Below are 20,199 nucleotides of genomic sequence, written 5' to 3'. Positions count from 1 at the left end.
GTGATGCCGCCCTTCACCCTCGCCGCAGTGCTGATGATCGCGTCGGGGTCGATCCACGCTGTGGTCAACGCGATCGTCAAGGGCGGGCGCGACAAGGCGGCGGGTCGCGCCATCACCGATGCGACCGGCGCGATCATTCTGCTGCCCGCGATCGCCTTCGTGCCTTTGCCAACCGGCGCGTGGGGTTGGCTGGCGGCGAGCGCGGTGCTGCACGCCATCTATCTCTACGCTTTGGTCCGCGCTTACGCGATCGGCGACCTGTCGGCGGTCTATCCGGTGCTGCGCGGCACGGCGCCGCTGATCACCGCGGGCGTGTCGATCGGCCTGCTGGGCGACCATGCGACGACGGGACAGGTCGTCGGGATCGCGGTGATCGGCGCCGCCATGTTCGTGATGGTATCGGGCAAGCATATCGGGCGTGCGGCGCTCGGCTGGTCGGTGCTGACCGGCGCCCTGATCGCGAGCTATACCGTGATCGACGCGATGGGCGTGCGCGCTGCTCCCACCCCGGCGAGCTATATCGTGTGGGTGTTCGTGCAGATGGGGTTCGTCGTCGTCGCCCTGTTCGGCGTGGCGACGCGCGGCGGCATCTTTGCGTCCGCCCGGTCGCAGTGGCGGCCTGGGGTGGTTGCCGGGATCCTGTCGGTGCTGACCTATGGCGGCGCGCTCTATGCGCTGTCGCTCGGGCCGACCGCGCCGCTCGCCGCCTTGCGCGAGACGGGGATGGTGACGGCGCTGCTGATCGCCATCCTGGTGCTGAAGGAACGCGCGACCTGGGGACGGGTGGCGGGCGTGCTGGGGATTTTGGCGGGCGCGGCGCTGATTTTGGCGGGGTAGGGTCGCGGAAGGTTAGGCTAAGGTTAGGCGTAAACGCCGTTTGCGCGGGGCTTAGCCGCGGAGCGGATACGCGGAGGAAGGCGCGTCGCGGATTGACCGACCGACGTGCCAAAAGTCACGAAAGTTACGCGTCCGCCGTCATTGCAGGGGCGCGCCGCGGGGGTGCGGGATCGACGGTTTGAAAGAGCCGAGGCGATGATGACAGAGGCTGGGCGTGTAGGACAGCGAATGTCTGGTCGTGGTGGAAAGAGGACGTTCGCGGGATCGCATGATCGAGGTCCGCTAGGTTTAGAAGCAGACCAGTGCCGGACGGATCAGGCAGGAAAATGAATTCCGCACAGTTTGTTGCCGTCGGGATCACGAAAATAGGCCAGTTCGATAGTGCCCATGGAGGCAGTTTCGCGCGGTCCGGGCGGAGCTTCGATCGAGGTTCCGCCAGCGGCAACGGCGGTATCGTGAAGCTGCTTCACCTGCTCGGGCGAGTCGCAGGAAAAGGCGACGGTGCTGCCGTTGGCGACGCTTGCCGGTTCGTCGTTGATCGGCTGGCTGACGATGAAGTTGGTTCCGTTGCCGTTATTGTAGATCAGACGGGTATGGCCGCTGTCGGCGATGTTCCGCGTCCCTTCCCCTGCGCCCAAGGTGCCGAGCACCGTGTCGTAGAAGCGCTTGGATCGTTCAATGTCGTTCGATCCGACCATGGTGTGAAAAAGCACGCATACTCTCCTGAAGGCTGACCGACTTCCGATCGCCATTAGCGGTCTCACCTAACAGTCTCGTAACACGCGGTCACCCCCGACCCTCGGAATGCCCGCTGATGGGCGGAAGCGGAAAGGCAGCTTGCCTAGAGGTTTGAGTTGGGGATCACTGCTTTGCTCCCTGCTTTAGCCGACCCGAGGTTCTTGGCCCCGGCGTTTGCCGAGGAAATGCTAGCGTGGGGAAGCGTGGGTACCAGGCGTACCCAGAATTGAGCACAAAGAAAAACCCGGCGGGCACGCTGCCCACCGGGTTTATCCGTTCAGCGATGGCTGAGAAATCAGCCGATCGAGGTGAGGTTCACCGCTGCCATCTTGCCGCGACGATCGACTTCCAGTTCGAATTCGAGCCGGTCGCCTTCGTTGAGCGACGACATGCCGCCCCGCTCGACGGCCGAGATGTGGACGAATGCGTCGGGCTGGCCATCATCGCGCTGAATGAAGCCGAAGCCCTTCATCGCGTTGAAGAACTTGACCGTACCGGTCGCCTTTTCACCGGTCAGCGAGCGCTGCGGTGCGCCGCCGGCGGCACCACGCGGGCCGGCATCGCGGTCGCGCGGCGGGCCGCGGTCGGTGACGGCCATCGGCTCGCCTTCGATCTTGAGGTCGGTCGCCGAGATGCGGCCACCGCGATCGACCAGGGTGAAGCCGAGCGGCTGACCCTCGGCCAGACCGGTGAGACCGGCTTGCTCGACTGCCGAGATGTGCACGAACACGTCCTCGCCGCCGTCATCGCGTACGACGAAACCAAAACCCTTTTGCGCGTTGAAGAACTTTACGACGCCAGTGCCTTCGCCGACGACCTGCGGGGGCATCCCGCGGCCGCCGCCGCCGCCGCCACCAAAGCCGCCGCCACCGCCGCTGCGGAAACCGCCGCCGCCGCCGAAGCGATCACCGCCGCCGCCGAAGCGATCACCGCCACCGCCGAACCGGTCACCGCCGCCGAAGCGATCGCCGCCGCCGAAACCGCCGTCGAAACCGCCGCTATCGCCGAAACCGTCGCGCTTGTCGCGCCCGCGCCCGCCACGATCGCCGCGGCGTCCTTTATCGAAACTCATGCCCTGTTCGTCTTCCCGGCTCGTCCGAAACCATCATAGTAACCGTTGCGTCGGACGATAGACGCGAAGGCACGTGTACCAAAACGATTATGGTACCAACTCGTGTTAGCCTAAAAATCCAGACGCCGCGAATGAATTCGTCCAAAATACGGCACGCTTCACACGGTTCTTTGCGCAAGCGTTGCATGTACGGCACAGAATCCGGCGCCGCCAGGCGGCACGCGCGCGCCCCGGCGGCCCACCACGGCCCGAACGATCGGTCCGCCCCGCGCCATTGAGATATCGCGCGATCGCGGTTAGGGCCGTGCGATGACAGTATATCTCCACGAAGAAGACCTTCCCGCCGATACCTTCGCGCCCGGCGTCGACATCGCGGTCGATACCGAGACGATGGGCCTGATCACGCCGCGCGACCGGCTGTGCCTGGTGCAATTGTCCGACGGCGGGCCCGATGAGCATCTCGTCCGTTTTGGACCTGATAGCGATTATGCCGCGCCGAACCTGCGCGCGTTGCTCGCCGATCCGGCACGCGTGAAGCTGTATCACTTCGCCCGCTTCGATCTGGCGGCGATCAGCCATTATCTCGAAGTCACGGCGGCCCCCGTCTATTGCACCAAGATCGCCTCGCGGCTGGTGCGGACCTATACCGATCGCCACGGTTTGAAGGAGCTGGTGCGCGAATTGTTGGGGCAGGACATTTCCAAGGCGCAGCAATCCTCCGATTGGGGCGGGCCGGTGCTGAGCGAGGCGCAGAAGGACTATGCCGCCTCGGACGTGCGCTATCTGCACGCGATGCGCAACGAGCTCGACCTGCGCCTGGCGCGCGAGGGGCGGACCGACCTTGCTCAGGCGTGCTTCGATTTCCTGCCGTGGCGCGCCGAACTCGATATCGCCGGCTGGCCAGAGATCGACATCTTCGCCCATGCCTGATTCCGGGCCGACCCCGCGCCAGATCTGGGCCGCGCCCGGATCGAGCCACGACCGCACGATCGCAGTGCTGCGCCGCGTGCTGCCGATGGCGATCGGCGTGCTGGCGGCGTTCGTCGTGGTGCTGCCGCTCTATGCAGGGGGGATGTCAGCTTCCTGCTCGACAAGAACAAGGTCGAGGTGGCGAAGGAACGGCTGCGCGTGCAATCCGCGACCTATCGTGGTGAGGACGACAAGGGCCAGCGCTTCGCGCTGAGCGCGGGTTCTGCCGTGCAGAAGAGTTCGGCCGAACCGATCGTCAAGCTCGAGCAACTGTCCGCGCGAATCGATTTGCGCGATGGGCCGGCCAGCATCGTCGCCGATCACGGCCATTACGACATGGACAAGCAGCAAGTCGCGGTCGACGGCCCGGTGCGCGTCGACAGCAGCGGCGGATATCGGCTGGAAACGCAGGATTCGACGGTCGATCTCAAGACCAAGACGCTGAAGAGCGGCGGTGCGGTGACGGGTAACGTCCCGCAAGGCACGTTCAGCGCGGATCAGATGCACGCCGATCTGGAAGGGCATGTCGTGACGCTGGACGGCAATGCACGCTTGCGGATCGTGCCGCGAAAGACGAGATAGCGGCGATGCGCACCTTGCTTCTCTTTCCCGCTCTTTCGCTGGCCCTGATCGGGAGCGCGTCAGCGCAGCAGGCCCACAATTCGAATGCACCGATCAATTTCGGTGCCGACCATATCGAATTGCAGGACAAGGCCAACCGCGCGGTCCTGTCGGGCAAAGTGTCGGTCAAGCAGGCCGAAATGACGCTGAATGCCGCGCGGATGACGGTGAATTACACTGGTCAGGTGGTCGATGGCAGCCCGCAAGTGTCGCGGCTCGATGCTTCGGGCGGCGTGACCGTGACGCGGCCCGACCAGACCGCGCGGAGCAATTTCGCGGTGTACGATCTCAACAAGCGCGTTGTGACGATGCTCGGCGCGGTGACGCTGATCCAGGCAGGCAATACCGTCAGTGGCGGGCGGTTGACGATCAACCTCGACACCGGTCGTGCGGTCATCGACGGGTCGTCGGTCGGCGGTGGCGCTGCGGGTACGACGACGAGCAGCGGCGGGCGCGTCAGCGGCACTTTCTCGGTGCCGAAGCGCAACTGACGGAGGGGGCACGACGATTCGTCGCCGCGCCTCTTTCATCGCGGTCGCCGCGACATTATCATGCAACAAACTTGCCAAATGCCGGACGATCGGCTTTCGGTAATGCTTCGCTGCGAGTAGTGGACCTGCCATGACCGATAGCCTGATCCTCGACTCCGTCCCCCGGTGGCCCCCGCGTCGGTCGTCGACGGCCTGTCGGTCGTGTCGATCGCCAAGTCGTACGACAAGCGCACGGTGCTGACCGATGTCTCGCTGTCGGTCGGCAAGGGCGAGGTGATCGGGCTGCTCGGGCCGAACGGCGCGGGCAAGACGACCTGCTTCTACTCCGTCATGGGCCTGGTGAAGCCCGATGCGGGCCGGATCATGCTCGACGGCAATGATATTACCGGCTTGCCGATGTACCGCCGCGCGATTTTGGGCCTCGGCTATCTGCCGCAGGAAACCTCGATCTTTCGCGGGCTTAGCGTCGAACAGAATATCCTCAGCGTGCTCGAACTGGCGGTGCCCGACAAGGAGAAGCGCAAGGTTCGCCTGGAGACCCTGCTCGACGAATTCGGCCTGACGCGCTTGCGCGAATCGCCGTCGATGGCGCTGTCGGGCGGCGAACGGCGCCGGGCCGAGATCGCGCGGGCGCTGGCGGCGGATCCCTCGATCATGCTGCTCGACGAACCGTTCGCCGGTATCGATCCGCTGTCGATCTCGGACATTCGCGATCTCATCTGCCAGTTGAAGCAGCGCGGAATCGGCGTCCTGATCACCGATCACAACGTGCGCGAGACGCTCAGCATCTGCGACCGCGCGTACATCATTTACGATGGCCGCGTGCTGTTCAGCGGCTCGCCGGACGAGCTGGTTGCCGATGCCAATGTGCGGCGGCTGTATCTGGGCGAGGGCTTTTCGCTTTGACCCACAAACCGTTCGCCCTGAGCCTTTCGAAGGGCTGTGCTTCTGCGACCTCCGTTGCAGGAAGGCAGTGCTTCGACAGGCTCAGCACGAACGGGATTTAGGGTAGCGCAGAGTGTCGCTCGCCCCGCGCCTCGATCTGCGGCAGTCGCAATCGCTGGTGATGACGCCACAATTGCAGCAGGCGATCCGGCTGCTGGCGCTATCCAACCTCGAGGTCGAAGGGTTCCTGGCCGAGGAGATCGAGCGCAACCCGCTGCTCGAAGCCAGCGCGCCCGATGATGATGGCCCGACTCAGGAACGCGAGGCCGAGGCGCCGCTTCGCGACACGCCCGCCACCGCCGACGAGCTCGTCATGGGCGGCGGCGATTCGAGCGAGGCGTCGCTCGACGTGGATTTCACCGCCGAGAGCTTCCACCACGATTCCGCCGCCGATCAGCCGGGCGGCGCGGGGATGGACGGCGCGCTTGGGATGAACGGCGCGAGCAGCGGCGGCGGCCTGGGCGAAGACGGCCCGGATTTCGACAGCTTTGCCGATACAGCCCTCAGCCTCTCGGATCATCTGCTTGCGCAAGCCGGGACCGCCGTCGACGGGCCGGACCTGTTCATCGCCGCGCATCTGATCGATCAGATCGACGAATGCGGCTACCTCACGGCATCGCTGCTCGACGTCGCGACGCGGCTCGGTGTGCCGCTGGTGCGGGTTGAGCAAGTGCTCGGCATCATCCAGACTTTCGATCCGACCGGCGTTGGCGCGCGCGATCTGGCCGAATGCCTCGCGCTGCAGGCCAGGGAAGCCGACCGCTACGATCCGTGCATGGCCCGGTTGATCGACAATCTCGATCTCGTCGCGCGCGGCGACCTCGCGCGGCTCCGGCGGCTGTGCGACGTCGATGACGAGGATCTTGCGGACATGATCCGCGAGTTGCGGAATTACGATCCCAAGCCCGGCTGTCGCTTCGGCGGCGAGCCGACGCAGGCGGTGGTGCCCGATCTGTTCGTGGCGAAGCGCAAGGACGGCTGGGGGATCGAGATCAACGCCGCGACGCTGCCGCGCGTATTGGTCAACCGCAGCTATTACACCGAACTGTCGACCGCACGCGGCGACAAGGCGTCGAAGGCGTGGCTCGGCGAAATGCTCGCCAGCGCCAATTGGCTGGTGAAAGCGCTCGACCAGCGGCAACGCACGATCATCAAGGTCGCGACCGAAATCGTGAAGCAGCAGGAAGCGTTCTTCCTGCACGGCGTCGCGCATCTCAAGCCAATGACGCTGCGCCAGGTGGCGGATGCGATCGAGATGCACGAATCGACGGTGAGCCGCGTCACCAGCAACAAATATCTCTCCTGCGCGCGCGGGCTGTACGAGCTAAAATATTTCTTCACCTCGGCGATTCAGTCGTCCGACGGCGGCGATGCGGTATCGGCGCAGGCGGTGAAGTCGGCGATCAAGGCGCTGATCGCGGGCGAGGGCGACAAGATCCTGTCGGACGATACTTTGGTCGAACTGCTCAATGCCAAGGGCTTCGACATCGCGCGGCGCACGGTCGCCAAATATCGCGAGGCGCTGGGGATCGGATCGTCGGTGCAACGCCGCCGTGCGCGGGCGCTCGGAGCTTGAGCGGACGGGTAGCGCTCGCAACGGGCAAAGGGGGAATGCCATATGATCATCGTCACGGGCGCCGTCACCGCGCGGGCCGATACATTCGATGCCCTGCTCGAGGCGTCGCGCGCGCATGTGCTACGCTCGCGCGGGGAAGATGGCTGCATCAGCCATGCCGTGCATGTCGATTGCGATGATCCGCTGCGGCTATTCTTTTTCGAACAATGGCGCGATCAGCCGGCGTTGCAGCGTCATTTCGAGCAGCCCGGGTCCGCGGAATTCATGACCGCAGTCAAAACGCTCTCGGCCTCGTCCGGTGGCATGACGATCTTCGACGCAACGCCGCGCGCGGGTGCCGCAGCGTAGGGATAGACCGCATTTAGTCCGTTCGCCCTGAGCTTGTCGAAGGGCTGCCTTTTTTGCGCGGGTGAGCAGAAGGGCAGTGCTTCGACAAGCTCAGCACGAACGGTGAGATGGAGGGTCAGCCCGGCAACGTTATCATCACTTCGTTCCGGCGCAGCGGGGCGGGCATGAAGGGTGAATTGTAGAAGGCGTAGCTGACCGCGCCGCCATCCAGTTTTTCCTGCGTCAGCCACGCACGCAGCGCCGCTTCGGCCTTGGCGAGCGCCGCGTCGGTCGCGACACCCGAGAAGCGATAGACCGCAACGCGGCGGGCTGGCACGGTGGAGATGGTCACGCCGGGGCCGGGCGGGGGCAGCGTTTCGCGGGTATATTGGGCGGGCATGACGAAACGCGTGCGCCATTGGTCGCCGCTGCGCTCGCTCGTCACCGGGGCGGTCATCGCGATCTTGGCGTCGCGTTCGCTCAGCACCGGTGCGGTCATGGCAATGCCCTCGCCGCCGCAATTCTTGGCGAAGATATAGTCGGCGAGGCGGCTGAACCCGCTGCCCAGCGCGGCCTGACGGGGGCCGCTGGTCTCGGTTTCGGCGACGAGCAATTCGGGATAGCGCCGGATTTCGATCGCGCCGTCCTTGCGTTCGACCGTGTAGGGTGGCTGCTCGATGCGCTTTTCCTGCACGATGAAGGCCGCCGCGCCCGCGACCGCCGTGCCTGCCACCGCCGCCGCGGCGATCGCCCAAGTGCGTTTCTTCATGTGTTCGTCCTCAATCGTCTTCGTCTTCGAACCCGGCGAGATGGAGCGGCTTCGCCTTCATCTGCCGCATCTGGCACCAATGGACCAACGCATCCTCGCGCCCGTGCGTTACCCAAACTTCCTGGGCGCAATTTCGGTGAGCGTGTCGGTCAGCTCGTCCCAATCGGCATGATCGCTCAGGATCAGCGGGAGTTCCACGCCGCGCTGCACCGCGCGTTGCCGCACGCGCATCCACCCAGACGCCATTGCGGTGATCGGATCGGGCAGGCGGCGCGACCAGCGATCGGCCAGCGCGCCGGGCGGGGCGATGACGATATGCCCCGCCATCTCGGCCTTGGCTGCGACGGTTGCGGGGCGCAGCTCGCCGAGATCGACGCCATGCGCCTGATAGAGGGTGCAGAGCCGTTCGAGCGCGCCGTGGATGTAGATCGGCGCATCATGCCCGCGCGCGCGCAGCTCGGCGATGACGCGTTGCGCCTTGCCCAGTGCGTACGCCCCGACGAGCACGCAGCGATCGGGATTGGCGTGGAGGGCTGCGGTCAATTTGTCGATTTCGTCGCCGGTCTCGGGATGGCGGAAGACGGGCAGGCCAAAGGTCGCCTCGGTAATGAAGACGTCGCATTTGACCGGCTCGAATGGCGCGCAGGTCGGGTCGGCGCGACGCTTGTAATCGCCCGACACGACGATGCGTTCGCCGCGATATTCGAGCAGGATCTGCGCCGAGCCGAGCACATGCCCGGCGGGGACGAAGGTGGCGGTGACATCGCCGAACGCCCGGCTCTCGCCATAAGCGACCGGATGGCCCGCCTGTGCGCCGTATCGCGCGTCCATGATCGCGAGCGTCTCGGGCGTCGCCCACACCGCGCCATGCCCGCCGCGCGCGTGATCGGCATGGCCATGCGTGACGAGCGCGCGGGGGCTGGGCCGTGACGGGTCGACCCACACATCGGCTGGCTTCACGTAGATGCCGTGGGGTTGAGGATCGATCCAGTCGCCGAGCTTCGCCATCACGGCGATATGGGGACGGCGGGCGGCAAACGCCAATCGCGACTCGCGCCCGACTCGCCGATCGGGTCCGCCCGCCGCATCAGGCGCACAGTCTGCCCCTTTGCGTTTGCCAACTTTGCCTCGTCCGGCGTTGCTGCGGTCACCCCGACAGTAAGAAGAGGTGAGTATATGCGTACAAACATTCCGAAATCCGCCGTCCTTGGCATGATCCTGGTCGGATCGGTCGGCATCAGCGGCTGCGCGACCAAGGGTTTCGTACGGAGCCAGATCGCCACGGTGAACGAGCGGATCGACGGTATCGACGGGCGCGTCCGCACGGTCGAAGGCACGTCGGGTCAGGCGCTGGCAGCGGCGCAGGCGGCGGCCGGGCAGGCGCAGCAGAATTCGCAGCGGATCGATCAGCTGGGCGGTCGCGTCGATGGGCTCGACCAGCAAATGCAGGCGCAGCAGCGCCGTCAGCAGCGTCGGCCGCGCGGCTGATTCTTGATCGTTGCATTGAAGCGTGAGGGCATCTGGTGAGCCAGATGCCCGTTCGAACGCGCCGCGGCGGCCTGTTGCTGGTCGCCGCGGCGTTTGGCCTGTGCGCCGTGCCGGTTTTTGCCGCGCCTTCGCCGGGCGCGAAGGCCCCTGCGCCGCGCACGAAAGCCAAAGTGGCGAAGCGCAAGGCGGTCAAACCGCCGCCCGCCGTCGCCACCGCGCCGCTTCCCGAACCCGTTCGCTCGCCCGATGCCGCGCGGCTGATCGCGTGGATCGCGTCGTCGCACGACAATGGCAAATCGCCCTATATCGTGATCGACAAGCAGGCCGCGTCGCTATCGCTGTTCCGCGCCGACGGCAGTTTCGTGGGGGAGACGCCAGTGCTGCTCGGCATCGGCATCGGCGATGAATCCTCGCCCGGCGTGGGTGCCAAGAAGCTCGAAGATATCGGCCCGGCCGAGCGCACCACGCCCGCCGGGCGGTTCGTGGCGAAATTCGGCCGCGCCTTCGGTAACCAGCGGGTGTTGTGGGTCGACTACGCCAATTCCGTCGCGCTGCACGCGGTGATCACCACGCACAAGAAGGAACGCCGCGTCGAACGGCTGTTGTCACCGACGCCCGACGACAATCGCATCAGCTTCGGCTGCATCAACGTCGGCACGCGCTTCTACACCAGCAAGATCAGCACCTTGTTCGGCAAGAGCGGAGGGATCGTCTACATCCTGCCCGAATCGACGCCGCTCGAAACCGTGTTCCCGCGCGTGCGTTTGCTGCCATATCTGGACCCTGCGGCGAACGAGGTGCCGTCGTGATGCTGTTGCTGCTCGCGCTCGCCGCTGCACCCGCCCCGAAGTACAAGGCACCGCCCAAGCCGCCGCCGGTGGTGGTCAGTTCGCTGGAGAGCGCGCAACTCGCCCGCGCGTGCGACGGACGGGACGACGATCCCAGCCCGAGCTTCTGCACTGGCTATATCCTCGGCGTGTTTGACGCGCTGTCGCTGGCGCACCAAATCTGTCCGTCGCCGACCAAGGCGTCGACGCTGACCGCAATAGCAGCGGCCCGCAAGGCGTTGCGCACGCACCCGGACCGCTGGGATAGCGCACCCTCCTTCATCGTGCGCGATGCGTTGAAAGCCGCGTTCCCCTGCACGCGTCGGTAGCCGCGCCCGCGCGCGTCCGGCATAGGTGACGCGGTGAGTCGCCCCGACCTTCCCGCGCCCGTTGCCGACTGGTTCGCCGCCAAGGGCTGGGCACCCAGGCGGCATCAGCTCGAGATGCTCGATGTCGCGCGCGCCGGGGCCCATGGCCTGCTCGTCGCGACCACGGGTGCGGGCAAGACGCTAGCGGGTTTCCTGCCGACGCTGGCCGAACTGATCGAGCATCCGACGGACGGGCTGCACACGCTCTACGTCTCGCCGCTCAAGGCGCTGGCGGTCGATGTGCAGCGCAATCTGCTGACGCCCGTTGCCGAGATGGGCGTCGATATCCGGATCGAGACGCGCACCGGCGATACCCCGTCCGACCGCAAGGCGCGGCAGCGGATCAAGCCGCCCAACATCCTGCTGACTACGCCCGAATCGCTGAGCCTGTTGCTGAGCTATCCCGACAGCTTCACGATGTTCGAAGGGCTGAAGACGATCGTGGTGGACGAGGTGCACGCCTTCGCCACCGGCAAGCGCGGCGATCTGCTCAGTCTGTGCATGGCCCGGCTGCAACGCATCGCACCCGATCTGCGGCGCGTCGCGCTGTCGGCGACCGTCGCGGACCCCGACGGCTATCGCGCGTGGCTGGCACCCGATGGCGATATCGATACCGTCACGCTGGTGCAGGGCGAGGCGGGCGCACCGCCCAATGTCGCGATCCTGCTGCCGCAAGGGCGCGTGCCGTGGTCGGGCCATTCGGGGCGCTATGCCGCCGAGCAGGTGATGGCCGAAATCGAACTGCACAAGACGACGATCGTGTTCTGCAACACGCGTGCGCTGGCCGAGCTGATCTTTCAGGATCTGTGGAAGGTCAATGCAATGAACCTGCCGCTCGGCGTCCATCACGGGTCGCTGAGCCTGGAGGCGCGGCGCAAGGTCGAGGCGGCGATGGCCGATGGGCGCCTGCGCGGGCTGGTCGCGACGGCGAGCCTCGATCTCGGCGTCGATTGGGGCGATGTCGATTGCGTGATCCAGATGGGCGCGCCCAAAGGATCGTCGCGATTGCTGCAGCGGATCGGCCGCAGCAATCACCGGCTCGACGAGCCGTCCGAGGCGATCGTCGTGCCGGGCAATCGCTTCGAATATCTCGAGGCGCGCGCGGCCTTAGACGCGGTCGAGGCGGGGGAACTCGACGCCGACGTGTTCCGCATGGGTGCGCTCGATGTGCTGGCGCAGCATATCATGGCCTGCGCCTGCGCCGCGCCCTTCGAACAGAGCAGTTTGCTCGACGAAATTCGCTCGGCGCTGCCCTATTCCGCGCTGACCGACACGCTGTTCGATCAGGTGCTCGGTTTCGTGCGGGATGGCGGGTACGCGCTGAAAGCCTACGACAAATTCAAGCGTCTGACGCAGGACGCGGACGGCATCTGGCGCGTCAGCCTGCCAAAATTTGTTGCGCAGCATCGGCTGAACGCCGGAATCATCGTCGAGGCGACGATGCTCTCCGTACGCTTCGCCAATGGTCGCACTTTGGGTCGCGTCGAGGAGGCGTTTGCCGCGACGCTGTCCCCACGCGACACCTTCTTCTTCGCCGGGCTGAGCCTGGAGGTCGAACGGATCGACACCGAGTCGATCGTCGTGCGCGCGACCTCGCGGCCCGCGCGCATCCCGAGCTATGGCGGCGCGCGGATGCCGCTGTCGACCAATCTTGCCGACCGCGTCCGCCACTTCCTCGCCGAACCCGAACAGTGGCGGCGCTTCCCCGATGACGTGCGCGAATGGCTGGAGGTGCAGCAGGTGCGATCGGTGATGCCGCACCCGGGGCAATTGCTGGTCGAAACCTTCCCGCGCGAAGGGCGGCACTATATGGTCGCCTATAGTTTCGAAGGCTGGAACGCGCACCAGTCGCTCGGCATGTTGGTGACGCGACGGATGGAGACGCAGGGGCTGAAACCGATCGGCTTCGTCTCGAACGATTATGCGTTGGCCTGCTATGGCCTGACGCCGATTACCGACCCGGCGGCATTGTTCTCGCGCGACATTCTGGAAGATGAATTCGTCGATTGGGTGCAGCAATCTTCGCTGCTGAAGCGCGCATTTCGCGAGGTTGCGGTGATCGGCGGGCTGGTCGAGCGGCAGATTCCGGGCAAGCGCAAGACCGGCAAGCAGGTCAGCTTCTCGACCGACCTGATTTACGACGTGCTGCGCAAGTACGAGCCGGGGCATGTCCTGCTGCAGGCCGCCTGGGCCGATGCGCGCGCGCGGATGACCGATGTCGGGCGCCTGGCTGATCTGCTCGATCGCGCGGCGGACACGATGCTGCACGTCGATCTGGAGCGCATTTCGCCACTCGCCGTGCCCGTACTGACACTAATCGGGCGCGAACATGTGGCGCAAGGGCTGGCCGACGATGCGCTGCTGATCGAGGCGGAAACGCTGGCGGCGGAGGCGATGCGGCTCGACTAGCGACCGCTTGTCGAAGGGCCGAAACGGGCGTAGCTTGCGTCCCATGAACCCGGCGCTGCTCCTCGCCTCTCCCTTGCTCGCGATGCTGAGCCCGGAGCAGCCCGCGCCCGATCCCGCTGCGCAACAAAATACGCAGCAAATTCCGCCAGACCAGCTCGATTTCGCCAATGACGATACGCGCATGACCGTGCCGGTGACGATCGGCGCGACCGGCCCGTTTCGCTTCGTGGTCGATACCGGGTCGGAACGCACCGTCATCTCGCGCGAACTGGCCGAGTCGCTCAAACTCGCGCCGGGGCGGACGGTGCGGATTACCGCGATGGCGGGGCCGGCGAGCGTCGAGACCTTTCTGATCCCCGATATCGGCGTCGGCACCGCCGGGCGCGGCGCGCGCATCACCAGCAGTCGGATCGAAGCCCCCGCTCTGGTGCAGCGGCATCTTGGCGCACAGGGGCTGGTCGGGATCGACACGCTGAAGAATCATGCCGTGTCGATCGATTTCGGGCGGCAGGCGATGACGGTGACGCCCTCGTCCCGGCGGGTTCGCGCCGAGCGCTTCGGGCCGGACGATATCGTCATCCGCGCCAAGAACCTGCTCGGCCAATTGGTGGTGACCGATGCGAGCTATCACGGGCGACGTATCCGCGTTGTGATCGATACCGGATCGGTGGTCAGCATGGGCAATCTCGCGCTGCGCCGCCTGGTGACGCGGGATTCGAAACTAATGAGCCCGGTGAAATTGATGAGCGTCACCGGCGGGATGCTGGAGGCGGATTATACCGAAGTCGGCGGTGTCGAACTCGGCAGCGTGACCTTTGCCAATCTGCCGGTGGCGTTTTCGGATGCGGCACCGTTTGCGCGGCTGGGTCTGCGTGATGCGCCGGCGCTGCTGCTCGGGGTCGATGCGTTGCGCCTGTTCGGGCGGGTGCGGATCGATTTCGCCAACCGGGAGATCCGGCTGGCCAAGCCGAAGGATGCAGCCGGTCTCTGACGGCGTGCTGACGGTTGCGTTCGCAGGCGAGCGCGTTAGCTTCTGCCTCGACACAAAAGGGGCCTCAAAACATGCGCGCACTCACCACTGCAACCATCCTCGGGCTGGCGGCGATCGCCAGCGCGGCTTCGGCGCAGGACCGGCCCGACCAGAAGGCGTATTTCGGGCTCTACAAGGAACTGGTCGAAACCAACACGACGCTGTCGAGCGGGAGCTGCACGCAAGCGTCGGCGCAGATCGGTGCGCGCCTTAAGGCGGCGGGCTATGCCGACAGCGACATCACGTTGTTCTCGGTAGCCGAGCGACCCAAGGAAGGCGGCATCGTAGCCGTGCTGAAGGGCAGCGATGCAAAGGCCAAGCCGATGCTGCTGCTCGGCCATCTCGACGTGGTGGAGGCGAAGCGCGCCGATTGGGTGCGCGATCCCTTCACGCTGGTCGACGAAGGCGGCTACTATTACGCGCGCGGCACGGTCGACGACAAAGCGATGTCCTCGGTCTGGGCGGATTCGATGATCCGCTTCAAGCAGGAGGGATATAAGCCCAAGCGCACGATCAAGCTCGCGCTCACCTGCGGCGAGGAAACCACCTTCGCCTTCAATGGCGCGGAATGGCTCGCCAAGAACAAGCGCGACCTGATCGACGCCGAATTCGCGCTCAACGAGGGTGGCGGCGGGCGCTACGGCCCCGACGGCAAACCACAATTGCTCGCGCTGCAAGTCGGCGAAAAGGCGTCGCAGAATTACACGTTCGAAGTCACCAACCCCGGCGGGCACAGCTCACAGCCGGTGCCCTCCAACGCGATCTACGAATTGTCTGACGCGCTGAAGGCGGTGCAGGGCTATGAATTCCCGGTGAAGTTCAGCGATACGACGCGCGCTTTCTTCAGCATGGCGGCGCTTGGGTCGCCGCCGGTGCTGCGCGATGCGATCATGAAGCTGCTCGCCAATCCGAACGATGCCGCCGCCGACAAGATCGTGAGTGCGGAAAAGATGATGCACTCGACGCTGCGCACCACTTGCGTCGCGACGATCGTGAATGCTGGCCACGCCGAAAACGCGCTGCCGCAGCGTGCCACCGCCAACGTCAACTGCCGCATCTTCCCGGGCGAGACGGTGCAGGGCACGCTTGCGAAATTGCAGGAACTTGCTGGGCCAAAGGTCAAGGTCAGCGCCAACGCGCCGATCCGCCCGACCGCAATCCCGCCCGCGCTCGACCCGAAGATCACCGGGCCGGTGAAGGCGGTGGCGGCGAAGCATTTCCCCGGCCTGCCGCTGCTGCCGCTAATGTCGACCGGCGCGACCGACGGCATCTTCCTCGAGGCGGTCGGCATTCCGGTCTACGGCGTGCCTGGCTTCTTCACCGATGCGGACGGCAACGGCACGCACGGCCTGAACGAGCGCATCCGCAAGGATTCGCTGTATAATGGCCGCGACTATCTGTTCGATCTGGTCAAGGCGTTCGCGGGGTAAGCGCGGGGCGAAGGGCGCGTTACTTCGCGCCCTTCGCCATCGCAGTCAGACCCGCTCCAGCAGCTTGTAATTTTACGCCGATCAATTGCAGTTCGGCACCACAGCGTTGGTAGCCGGCCTGCCGATCGATCTTTTCCATCGCGACGATCTCGGTCTTGGCAGCGGCGGTAAGGTCGAGACCGGGCTCGCGCCCAGGATCTTGCCCGCGAAATACAGGGCGGCCTTGGTCCCGGCCTCCTTCTGCTCGGCAGTACCGGTGCCGATCAGTTGGCTGACCAGCAACAGGCAACGCAGATCTTCGGTCCGGGTGAGCGCGATCTTGGCGGTCGGGGGGGCGACCACTGTGGTCTGCGCGGCAAGCGGCATCGCCGTCAGAAGCGCGGTTACGCCGAACATTGCCTTGAGCATCATCGTCCTACCCCCCGTTTTGTCATCATCATCGACCATCGTTAGCGTATTGACCCACCAGCGACATGGCGAGCGCAAACATCATTTCGGGGTCGGTGCGTCGGTGACCGAAGGCTTGACCGATCCCGGCACCGGGCGGACGATACGGCGGCGCTGGTCGTGCAGTTCGTCGATCTGCGCCTGGCGGCGCGTCAGATAGAATTCGCGCGTCGCCTGATACGCCTTTTGCGGGTCCTTGCGCAGCGCCTCGATCGTCTCGTCGAGTTGCGCGCGCTGATCGAGCGTGCCGAACACGCCCATCGGCACCGTCACCGCCGGATTGCGCAGCGGCCCGCCGACGGCAAAGGGGATGACGAAGCGGTCGACCGTCGATCCGATCAGATCGCGCACCGTCGTCGGCCCTACCAGCGGCACGTACAGGAAGGCGCCAGTCTTCACCCCGTAGAAGCCAAGCGTATTGGCAAAACCGTTTGGATTTTGCGGCAGTTTGATCGGTTTGCGCCGCGCGACGTCGATCAGGCCGCCAACGCCGACCGTGGTGTTGATCAGGAAGCGCCCGATCGTTTTCGCCGCGCGCCCGATCTTGTGCTGCAGGATGCAGTTGAGCACGGTAATCGGCTCGCGCAGATTGTTGAGCACGTTGCGAATCCCGTCGCGCACCGGCGCGGGCAGGATTTTCTGGTAGGTCTTGGCAACCGGGCGGATCACCGCAGTATCGATCGCCTGGGTGATCTCGAAACTTTCGATGTTCACGCTCTGCAGCGGGTCGCTAGGGCTGCGCCGTCTTGCGGTGACGACCAAATCTTCGTGCTGCACTTGCAGCGACGGGTCGGCCGCCGCATCGACCGAGGCCTGAACAGCGGCCAGCGGCGCGCTGGCTGCCTCCGCCATCAGGACCGAGGCGGCAGGGGGCACAAGATCGGGAGCTGGGCCGATCAGCAGCATCGCAGCAACAAGGCTCAACGGCCGTTCCCTTGCCGCGACGCGCGAGTCACACCGGCCCTGTTCTGTTTTTCGCGGCGCATGTCCACTCTCCCTCCAGCTTCATCGCTAAGACGATGCAAAAAGGCAAATTCCGGACGCGGTTGAGGCTTGGCGAGACAATTCTCGTGGGAAACCGCTGGATGCGGGTCAGACCGTGACCTGTTCGCCCAATTCCAGCACCTTGCCCGGCGGGATACGCAGGAAATCGGTCGGGTCGCTGGCATTGCGTTGCAGGAACATGAAGATGCGGTCCTGCCACAGCGGCATTCCCTGTTCGGCGGTGGGCTTCAGCGTGTTGCGCCCGATGAAGTAACTGGTCTTGGCCTGGTTCAGCGTTTTCTTGTGCGCCGCCGCCTCCAGCCCAAGATCGCGCGGGCAATCGGGCTGCTCCATGAAACCGTAATGCAGCACGATGATCGTGAAATTGTCATCGACCGGTCGGATCTCGGCGCGATCCTCGGGCTCGACGGTTGGACGGTCGGCGGTGCGGATGCTGACGATCAGGTTCTTCTCGTGCAGCACCTTGTTGTGCTTCAGATTGTGCAGCAGCGCGCCGGGTGCGCTGTCGGGATTGGCGGTCAGAAACACCGCCGTCCCCTCGACGCGCTCGGGCGGACGCTTGGCGAGTGCCGCGGCAAGATCGACCAGCGGGATGCTCTGGCGTTGTTCGAATTCGCGCACGATGCCGCGCCCGCGATTCCAGGTGTAGATGATCAGGCCGATCGCGCCCGCCACCACGAGCGGGACCCAGCCGCCCTCGATCACGCGCAGGATGTTCGCGCCGAAAAAGATCAGGTCGAGCGTCAGGAACGGCGCGATCACTGCGATTGCGACCGGGCGGCTCCAGTTCCAGCGATGCCGCACGACGATATAGGCGAGGCACGTCGTCACCACCATCGTACCGGTCACCGCAATGCCGTACGCCGCCGCCATCGCGGTCGAGGTGCGGAACTGGATCACCAGCACCAGAACGCCGACCAGCAGCAGCCAGTTGATCGTCGGCAGATAGATTTGCCCGACTTGCGTCGCCGATGTCTGCAGCACCCGCAGCCGCGGCAGCAGCCCCAGCTGGATCGCTTGCTGGGTCAACGAAAAGGCCCCGGTGATCACCGCCTGGCTCGCGATCACCGTCGCCAGCATCGCCAGCACGATCAGCCACGGGCGTACCGCATCGGGCGCCATCAGGAAGAACCAGTCCTGGTTGACGAACGGCTTGCCCGCCGCCGCTGCGGCCTCCAGCGCATTGAGCGCGAAGGCGCCCTGGCCGAGATAGTTGAGCACCAGGCACGGGAAGACCAGGAAGAACCAGCCGAGCCGGATCGGCTTGATCCCGAAATGCCCCATGTCGGCGGTCAGCGCTTCCGCCCCCGTCACGGTCAGGAACACTGCGCCTAGTACGAACAGCCCGGTCACGCCGTGCGTCGCCAGCAGCATCACGCCGTAATGCGGCGATGCGACGCGCAGGATCGAAGGTTCGTCGGCGATATGCCACACGCCCAGCCCGCCGATCGCGAGGAACCACGCTATGCAGACCGGGCCGAACAGCGCGGAAACGCGCGCGGTGCCGCGGCTTTGAATGAAGAATAGCGCGATCAGGATGACGATCGTTACCCCAAGAATCACGTCGTCGCTGAACAGGCCACCCGCGCCGGGCAGCGTCTTCAGCCCCTCGACCGCCGACAGCACCGAAAGCGCCGGGGTGATGATCGCGTCGCCGTAAAAAAGCGCCGCCCCGGCCGCGCCAAGGATCAGCGCGATCAGCGAGCGCCGCCCGAGCGCCCGCCTTGCAAGTGCGGTCAGCGCCAGCACGCCGCCTTCGCCCTGATTGTCGGCGCGCATCAGGAACAGGACGTATTTGACCGTCACGACCAGGATCAGCGACCAGATCGCGAGACTCAGCACGCCCAGGATTTCGGTCGGATCGATGCCGTCGGCGGCGGTCTGGTTGAGCGCCTCGCGGAAAGCGTAGAGCGGGCTGGTGCCGATATCGCCGAACACCACGCCGATCGCGCCGATCGTCAGCGCGATCAACGCCGGATGCGGGGCGTGGCGCGCGGCACTGGTCGCGGTTTGGGAAGGTGTCACGGGGGCAGATGTCATAGTGCGGGACCGACTCGCCGGGAAGGACGGCGCGCTTTACGCTCAATGCTGCATTGCGCAAGAGGATTCGGCGCAGGTAACGGCGCGGTTGCGCGGGCCGCGGGCTTGCGACATAGGCCGGGCATGGTTCCCTTTTCGTTCGCCGACCATGAATTTCTCGCGCTGCGCAGCGGTGCCTTGTTCTGGCCGCGCCGCTCCGCGCTGCTGGTGGCGGACCTGCATTTCGAGAAAGCGAGCTGGTTCGCGTCCGCCGGACAGATGCTGCCGCCCTATGATTCGCTTGCCACCTTGGTCGATCTGAAGGCGGTGGTCGATGCGACGCGCGCGCGCGAAATATGGTGCCTGGGCGACAGTTTCCATGACGATGCCGGGTGCGATCGGCTGCCCGTGGCGGCGCAGGAGGCGCTGCGGGCGCTCACCGGTGCGGCCGCGTGGACCTGGATCACCGGCAACCACGATTCGGCAAGTGGGGCCGGGCTGGTCGATCGCTGCGGCGGCACCGTCCTGCGCGAGGCGGTGGTCGACGGGCTGGTGCTGCGGCACGAGGCGTCGCCGGACGAGGCGCGACCCGAACTCTCAGGCCATTTCCACCCGAAATTGCGTGTGCGGGTGCGCGGACGCAACGTCGCGCGGCGCTGTTTCGTGGCGACGCCGCGCAAGCTGATCCTCCCCGCGTTCGGGGCGCTCACCGGCGGGCTCGATGCCGATCACCCGGAAATCGTCCGCGCGGTCGGGCGCGGCGCAGAGGCGCTGGTGCCGGTCGAGGACCGGATGTTGCGGTTCAAGCTGGCGGCATAGCACGCCGCAGCC

The 20,199-nt window shown here is 65.6% G+C and carries 19 protein-coding genes and 2 pseudogenes; 14 read left to right on the top strand and 7 right to left on the bottom strand.

Annotated features, from left to right (window positions below; all coding sequences use genetic code 11):
* The first annotated feature begins 3 nt into the window (after positions 1 to 3).
* Positions 4 to 837 carry an EamA family transporter gene (locus AB5I39_RS05915; RefSeq protein ID WP_404372412.1) on the top strand — a complete coding sequence of 278 codons (834 nt, stop codon included), beginning with the start codon at positions 4 to 6 and terminating at the stop codon, positions 835 to 837.
* Between the two features lie 314 nt (positions 838 to 1,151).
* Here the strand turns inward: AB5I39_RS05915 and AB5I39_RS05910 are convergent, their stop codons facing one another.
* A complete protein-coding gene (locus AB5I39_RS05910) occupies positions 1,152 to 1,550 on the bottom strand; it encodes a VOC family protein (protein ID WP_056422467.1) in 399 nt (132 codons plus the stop codon).
* 320 nt (positions 1,551 to 1,870) lie between these two features.
* Positions 1,871 to 2,647: a cold-shock protein gene (locus AB5I39_RS05905; protein WP_404372408.1), complete on the bottom strand. Its 777-nt coding sequence runs from the start codon at positions 2,645 to 2,647 to the stop codon at positions 1,871 to 1,873.
* 309 nt (positions 2,648 to 2,956) lie between these two features.
* On the opposite strand from AB5I39_RS05905, the gene AB5I39_RS05900 reads away from it, so the two are divergent.
* From AB5I39_RS05900 to AB5I39_RS05875, 6 genes and pseudogenes are all read left to right on the top strand, one after another.
* Complete coding sequence (locus tag AB5I39_RS05900; RefSeq protein ID WP_404372405.1) at positions 2,957 to 3,577, top strand: ribonuclease D; 621 nt, start codon at positions 2,957 to 2,959, stop codon at positions 3,575 to 3,577.
* Positions 3,570 to 4,198 (top strand): annotated as a pseudogene (gene lptC / locus AB5I39_RS05895) (LPS export ABC transporter periplasmic protein LptC). Before AB5I39_RS05900 ends, lptC begins: the two are co-directional and overlap by 8 nt.
* 5 nt (positions 4,199 to 4,203) lie before the next feature.
* Positions 4,204 to 4,728 carry an LptA/OstA family protein gene (locus AB5I39_RS05890; protein WP_404372402.1) on the top strand — a complete coding sequence of 175 codons (525 nt, stop codon included), beginning with the start codon at positions 4,204 to 4,206 and terminating at the stop codon, positions 4,726 to 4,728.
* A 165-nt stretch (positions 4,729 to 4,893) separates the two neighbouring features.
* A complete protein-coding gene (gene lptB, locus AB5I39_RS05885) occupies positions 4,894 to 5,634 on the top strand; it encodes an LPS export ABC transporter ATP-binding protein (protein WP_404372399.1) in 741 nt (246 codons plus the stop codon).
* Positions 5,635 to 5,746: 112 nt separating this feature from the next.
* Positions 5,747 to 7,249, top strand: a complete 1,503-nt coding sequence (gene rpoN, locus AB5I39_RS05880) for an RNA polymerase factor sigma-54 (protein WP_404372396.1) — start codon at positions 5,747 to 5,749, stop codon at positions 7,247 to 7,249.
* Between the two features lie 42 nt (positions 7,250 to 7,291).
* The gene (locus AB5I39_RS05875) at positions 7,292 to 7,597 is read left to right on the top strand and encodes a putative quinol monooxygenase (RefSeq protein WP_404372393.1); all 306 of its coding nucleotides are present in this window, start codon (positions 7,292 to 7,294) and stop codon (positions 7,595 to 7,597) included.
* Between the two features lie 115 nt (positions 7,598 to 7,712).
* Here the strand turns inward: AB5I39_RS05875 and AB5I39_RS05870 are convergent, their stop codons facing one another.
* On the bottom strand, positions 7,713 to 8,345 hold the full coding sequence (locus AB5I39_RS05870) for an SOUL family heme-binding protein (RefSeq protein ID WP_404372390.1): 633 nt from the start codon (positions 8,343 to 8,345) through the stop codon (positions 7,713 to 7,715).
* Between the two features lie 10 nt (positions 8,346 to 8,355).
* A pseudogene (locus AB5I39_RS05865) lies at positions 8,356 to 9,353 on the bottom strand (ligase-associated DNA damage response exonuclease).
* 168 nt (positions 9,354 to 9,521) lie between these two features.
* Here AB5I39_RS05865 and AB5I39_RS05860 point away from each other — a divergent pair.
* The 6 genes from AB5I39_RS05860 to AB5I39_RS05835 all read left to right on the top strand — a co-directional run bounded on the left by AB5I39_RS05860 (position 9,522) and on the right by AB5I39_RS05835 (position 15,897).
* Complete coding sequence (locus AB5I39_RS05860) at positions 9,522 to 9,833, top strand: hypothetical protein (RefSeq protein WP_404372388.1); 312 nt, start codon at positions 9,522 to 9,524, stop codon at positions 9,831 to 9,833.
* A 44-nt stretch (positions 9,834 to 9,877) separates the two neighbouring features.
* Positions 9,878 to 10,642, top strand: coding sequence for a hypothetical protein (locus AB5I39_RS05855; RefSeq protein WP_404374024.1), 765 nt, complete (start codon positions 9,878 to 9,880; stop codon positions 10,640 to 10,642).
* The gene (locus tag AB5I39_RS05850; RefSeq protein ID WP_404372385.1) at positions 10,642 to 10,989 is read left to right on the top strand and encodes a Rap1a/Tai family immunity protein; all 348 of its coding nucleotides are present in this window, start codon (positions 10,642 to 10,644) and stop codon (positions 10,987 to 10,989) included. The genes AB5I39_RS05855 and AB5I39_RS05850 overlap by 1 nt, the downstream gene beginning before the upstream one ends.
* Before the next feature lie 33 nt (positions 10,990 to 11,022).
* Positions 11,023 to 13,437, top strand: a complete 2,415-nt coding sequence (locus tag AB5I39_RS05845) for a ligase-associated DNA damage response DEXH box helicase (protein ID WP_404372382.1) — start codon at positions 11,023 to 11,025, stop codon at positions 13,435 to 13,437.
* Positions 13,438 to 13,480: 43 nt separating this feature from the next.
* The gene (locus AB5I39_RS05840; RefSeq protein ID WP_404372379.1) at positions 13,481 to 14,428 is read left to right on the top strand and encodes a retropepsin-like aspartic protease; all 948 of its coding nucleotides are present in this window, start codon (positions 13,481 to 13,483) and stop codon (positions 14,426 to 14,428) included.
* A gap of 71 nt (positions 14,429 to 14,499) precedes the next feature.
* Entirely contained in the window at positions 14,500 to 15,897 is a 1,398-nt protein-coding gene (locus tag AB5I39_RS05835; RefSeq protein ID WP_404372377.1) for a M20/M25/M40 family metallo-hydrolase, read from the top strand.
* An 81-nt stretch (positions 15,898 to 15,978) separates the two neighbouring features.
* Here AB5I39_RS05835 and AB5I39_RS05830 read toward each other — a convergent pair whose 3' ends face one another.
* From AB5I39_RS05830 to AB5I39_RS05820, 3 genes are all read right to left on the bottom strand, one after another.
* Complete coding sequence (locus AB5I39_RS05830; RefSeq protein ID WP_404372374.1) at positions 15,979 to 16,344, bottom strand: hypothetical protein; 366 nt, start codon at positions 16,342 to 16,344, stop codon at positions 15,979 to 15,981.
* Between the two features lie 42 nt (positions 16,345 to 16,386).
* Positions 16,387 to 17,268 (bottom strand): VacJ family lipoprotein, encoded by an 882-nt coding sequence (locus AB5I39_RS05825; protein ID WP_404372372.1) that lies wholly within the window; start codon positions 17,266 to 17,268, stop codon positions 16,387 to 16,389.
* A 168-nt stretch (positions 17,269 to 17,436) separates the two neighbouring features.
* Positions 17,437 to 19,374, bottom strand: coding sequence for a potassium transporter Kup (locus tag AB5I39_RS05820; RefSeq protein ID WP_404372370.1), 1,938 nt, complete (start codon positions 19,372 to 19,374; stop codon positions 17,437 to 17,439).
* Positions 19,375 to 19,512: 138 nt separating this feature from the next.
* Between AB5I39_RS05820 and pdeM the strand changes: the two genes are divergently transcribed.
* Entirely contained in the window at positions 19,513 to 20,187 is a 675-nt protein-coding gene (pdeM, locus tag AB5I39_RS05815; protein WP_404372368.1) for a ligase-associated DNA damage response endonuclease PdeM, read from the top strand.
* Positions 20,188 to 20,199: the final 12 nt, after the last annotated feature.

The sequence above is a fragment of the Sphingomonas sp. MMS24-J45 genome (assembly GCF_044881195.1).
Lineage (GTDB): Bacteria > Pseudomonadota > Alphaproteobacteria > Sphingomonadales > Sphingomonadaceae > Sphingomonas.
The sequence above is the reverse complement of the archived record's forward strand: the minus strand, read 5'-3'. Positions and strand labels throughout refer to the sequence as shown.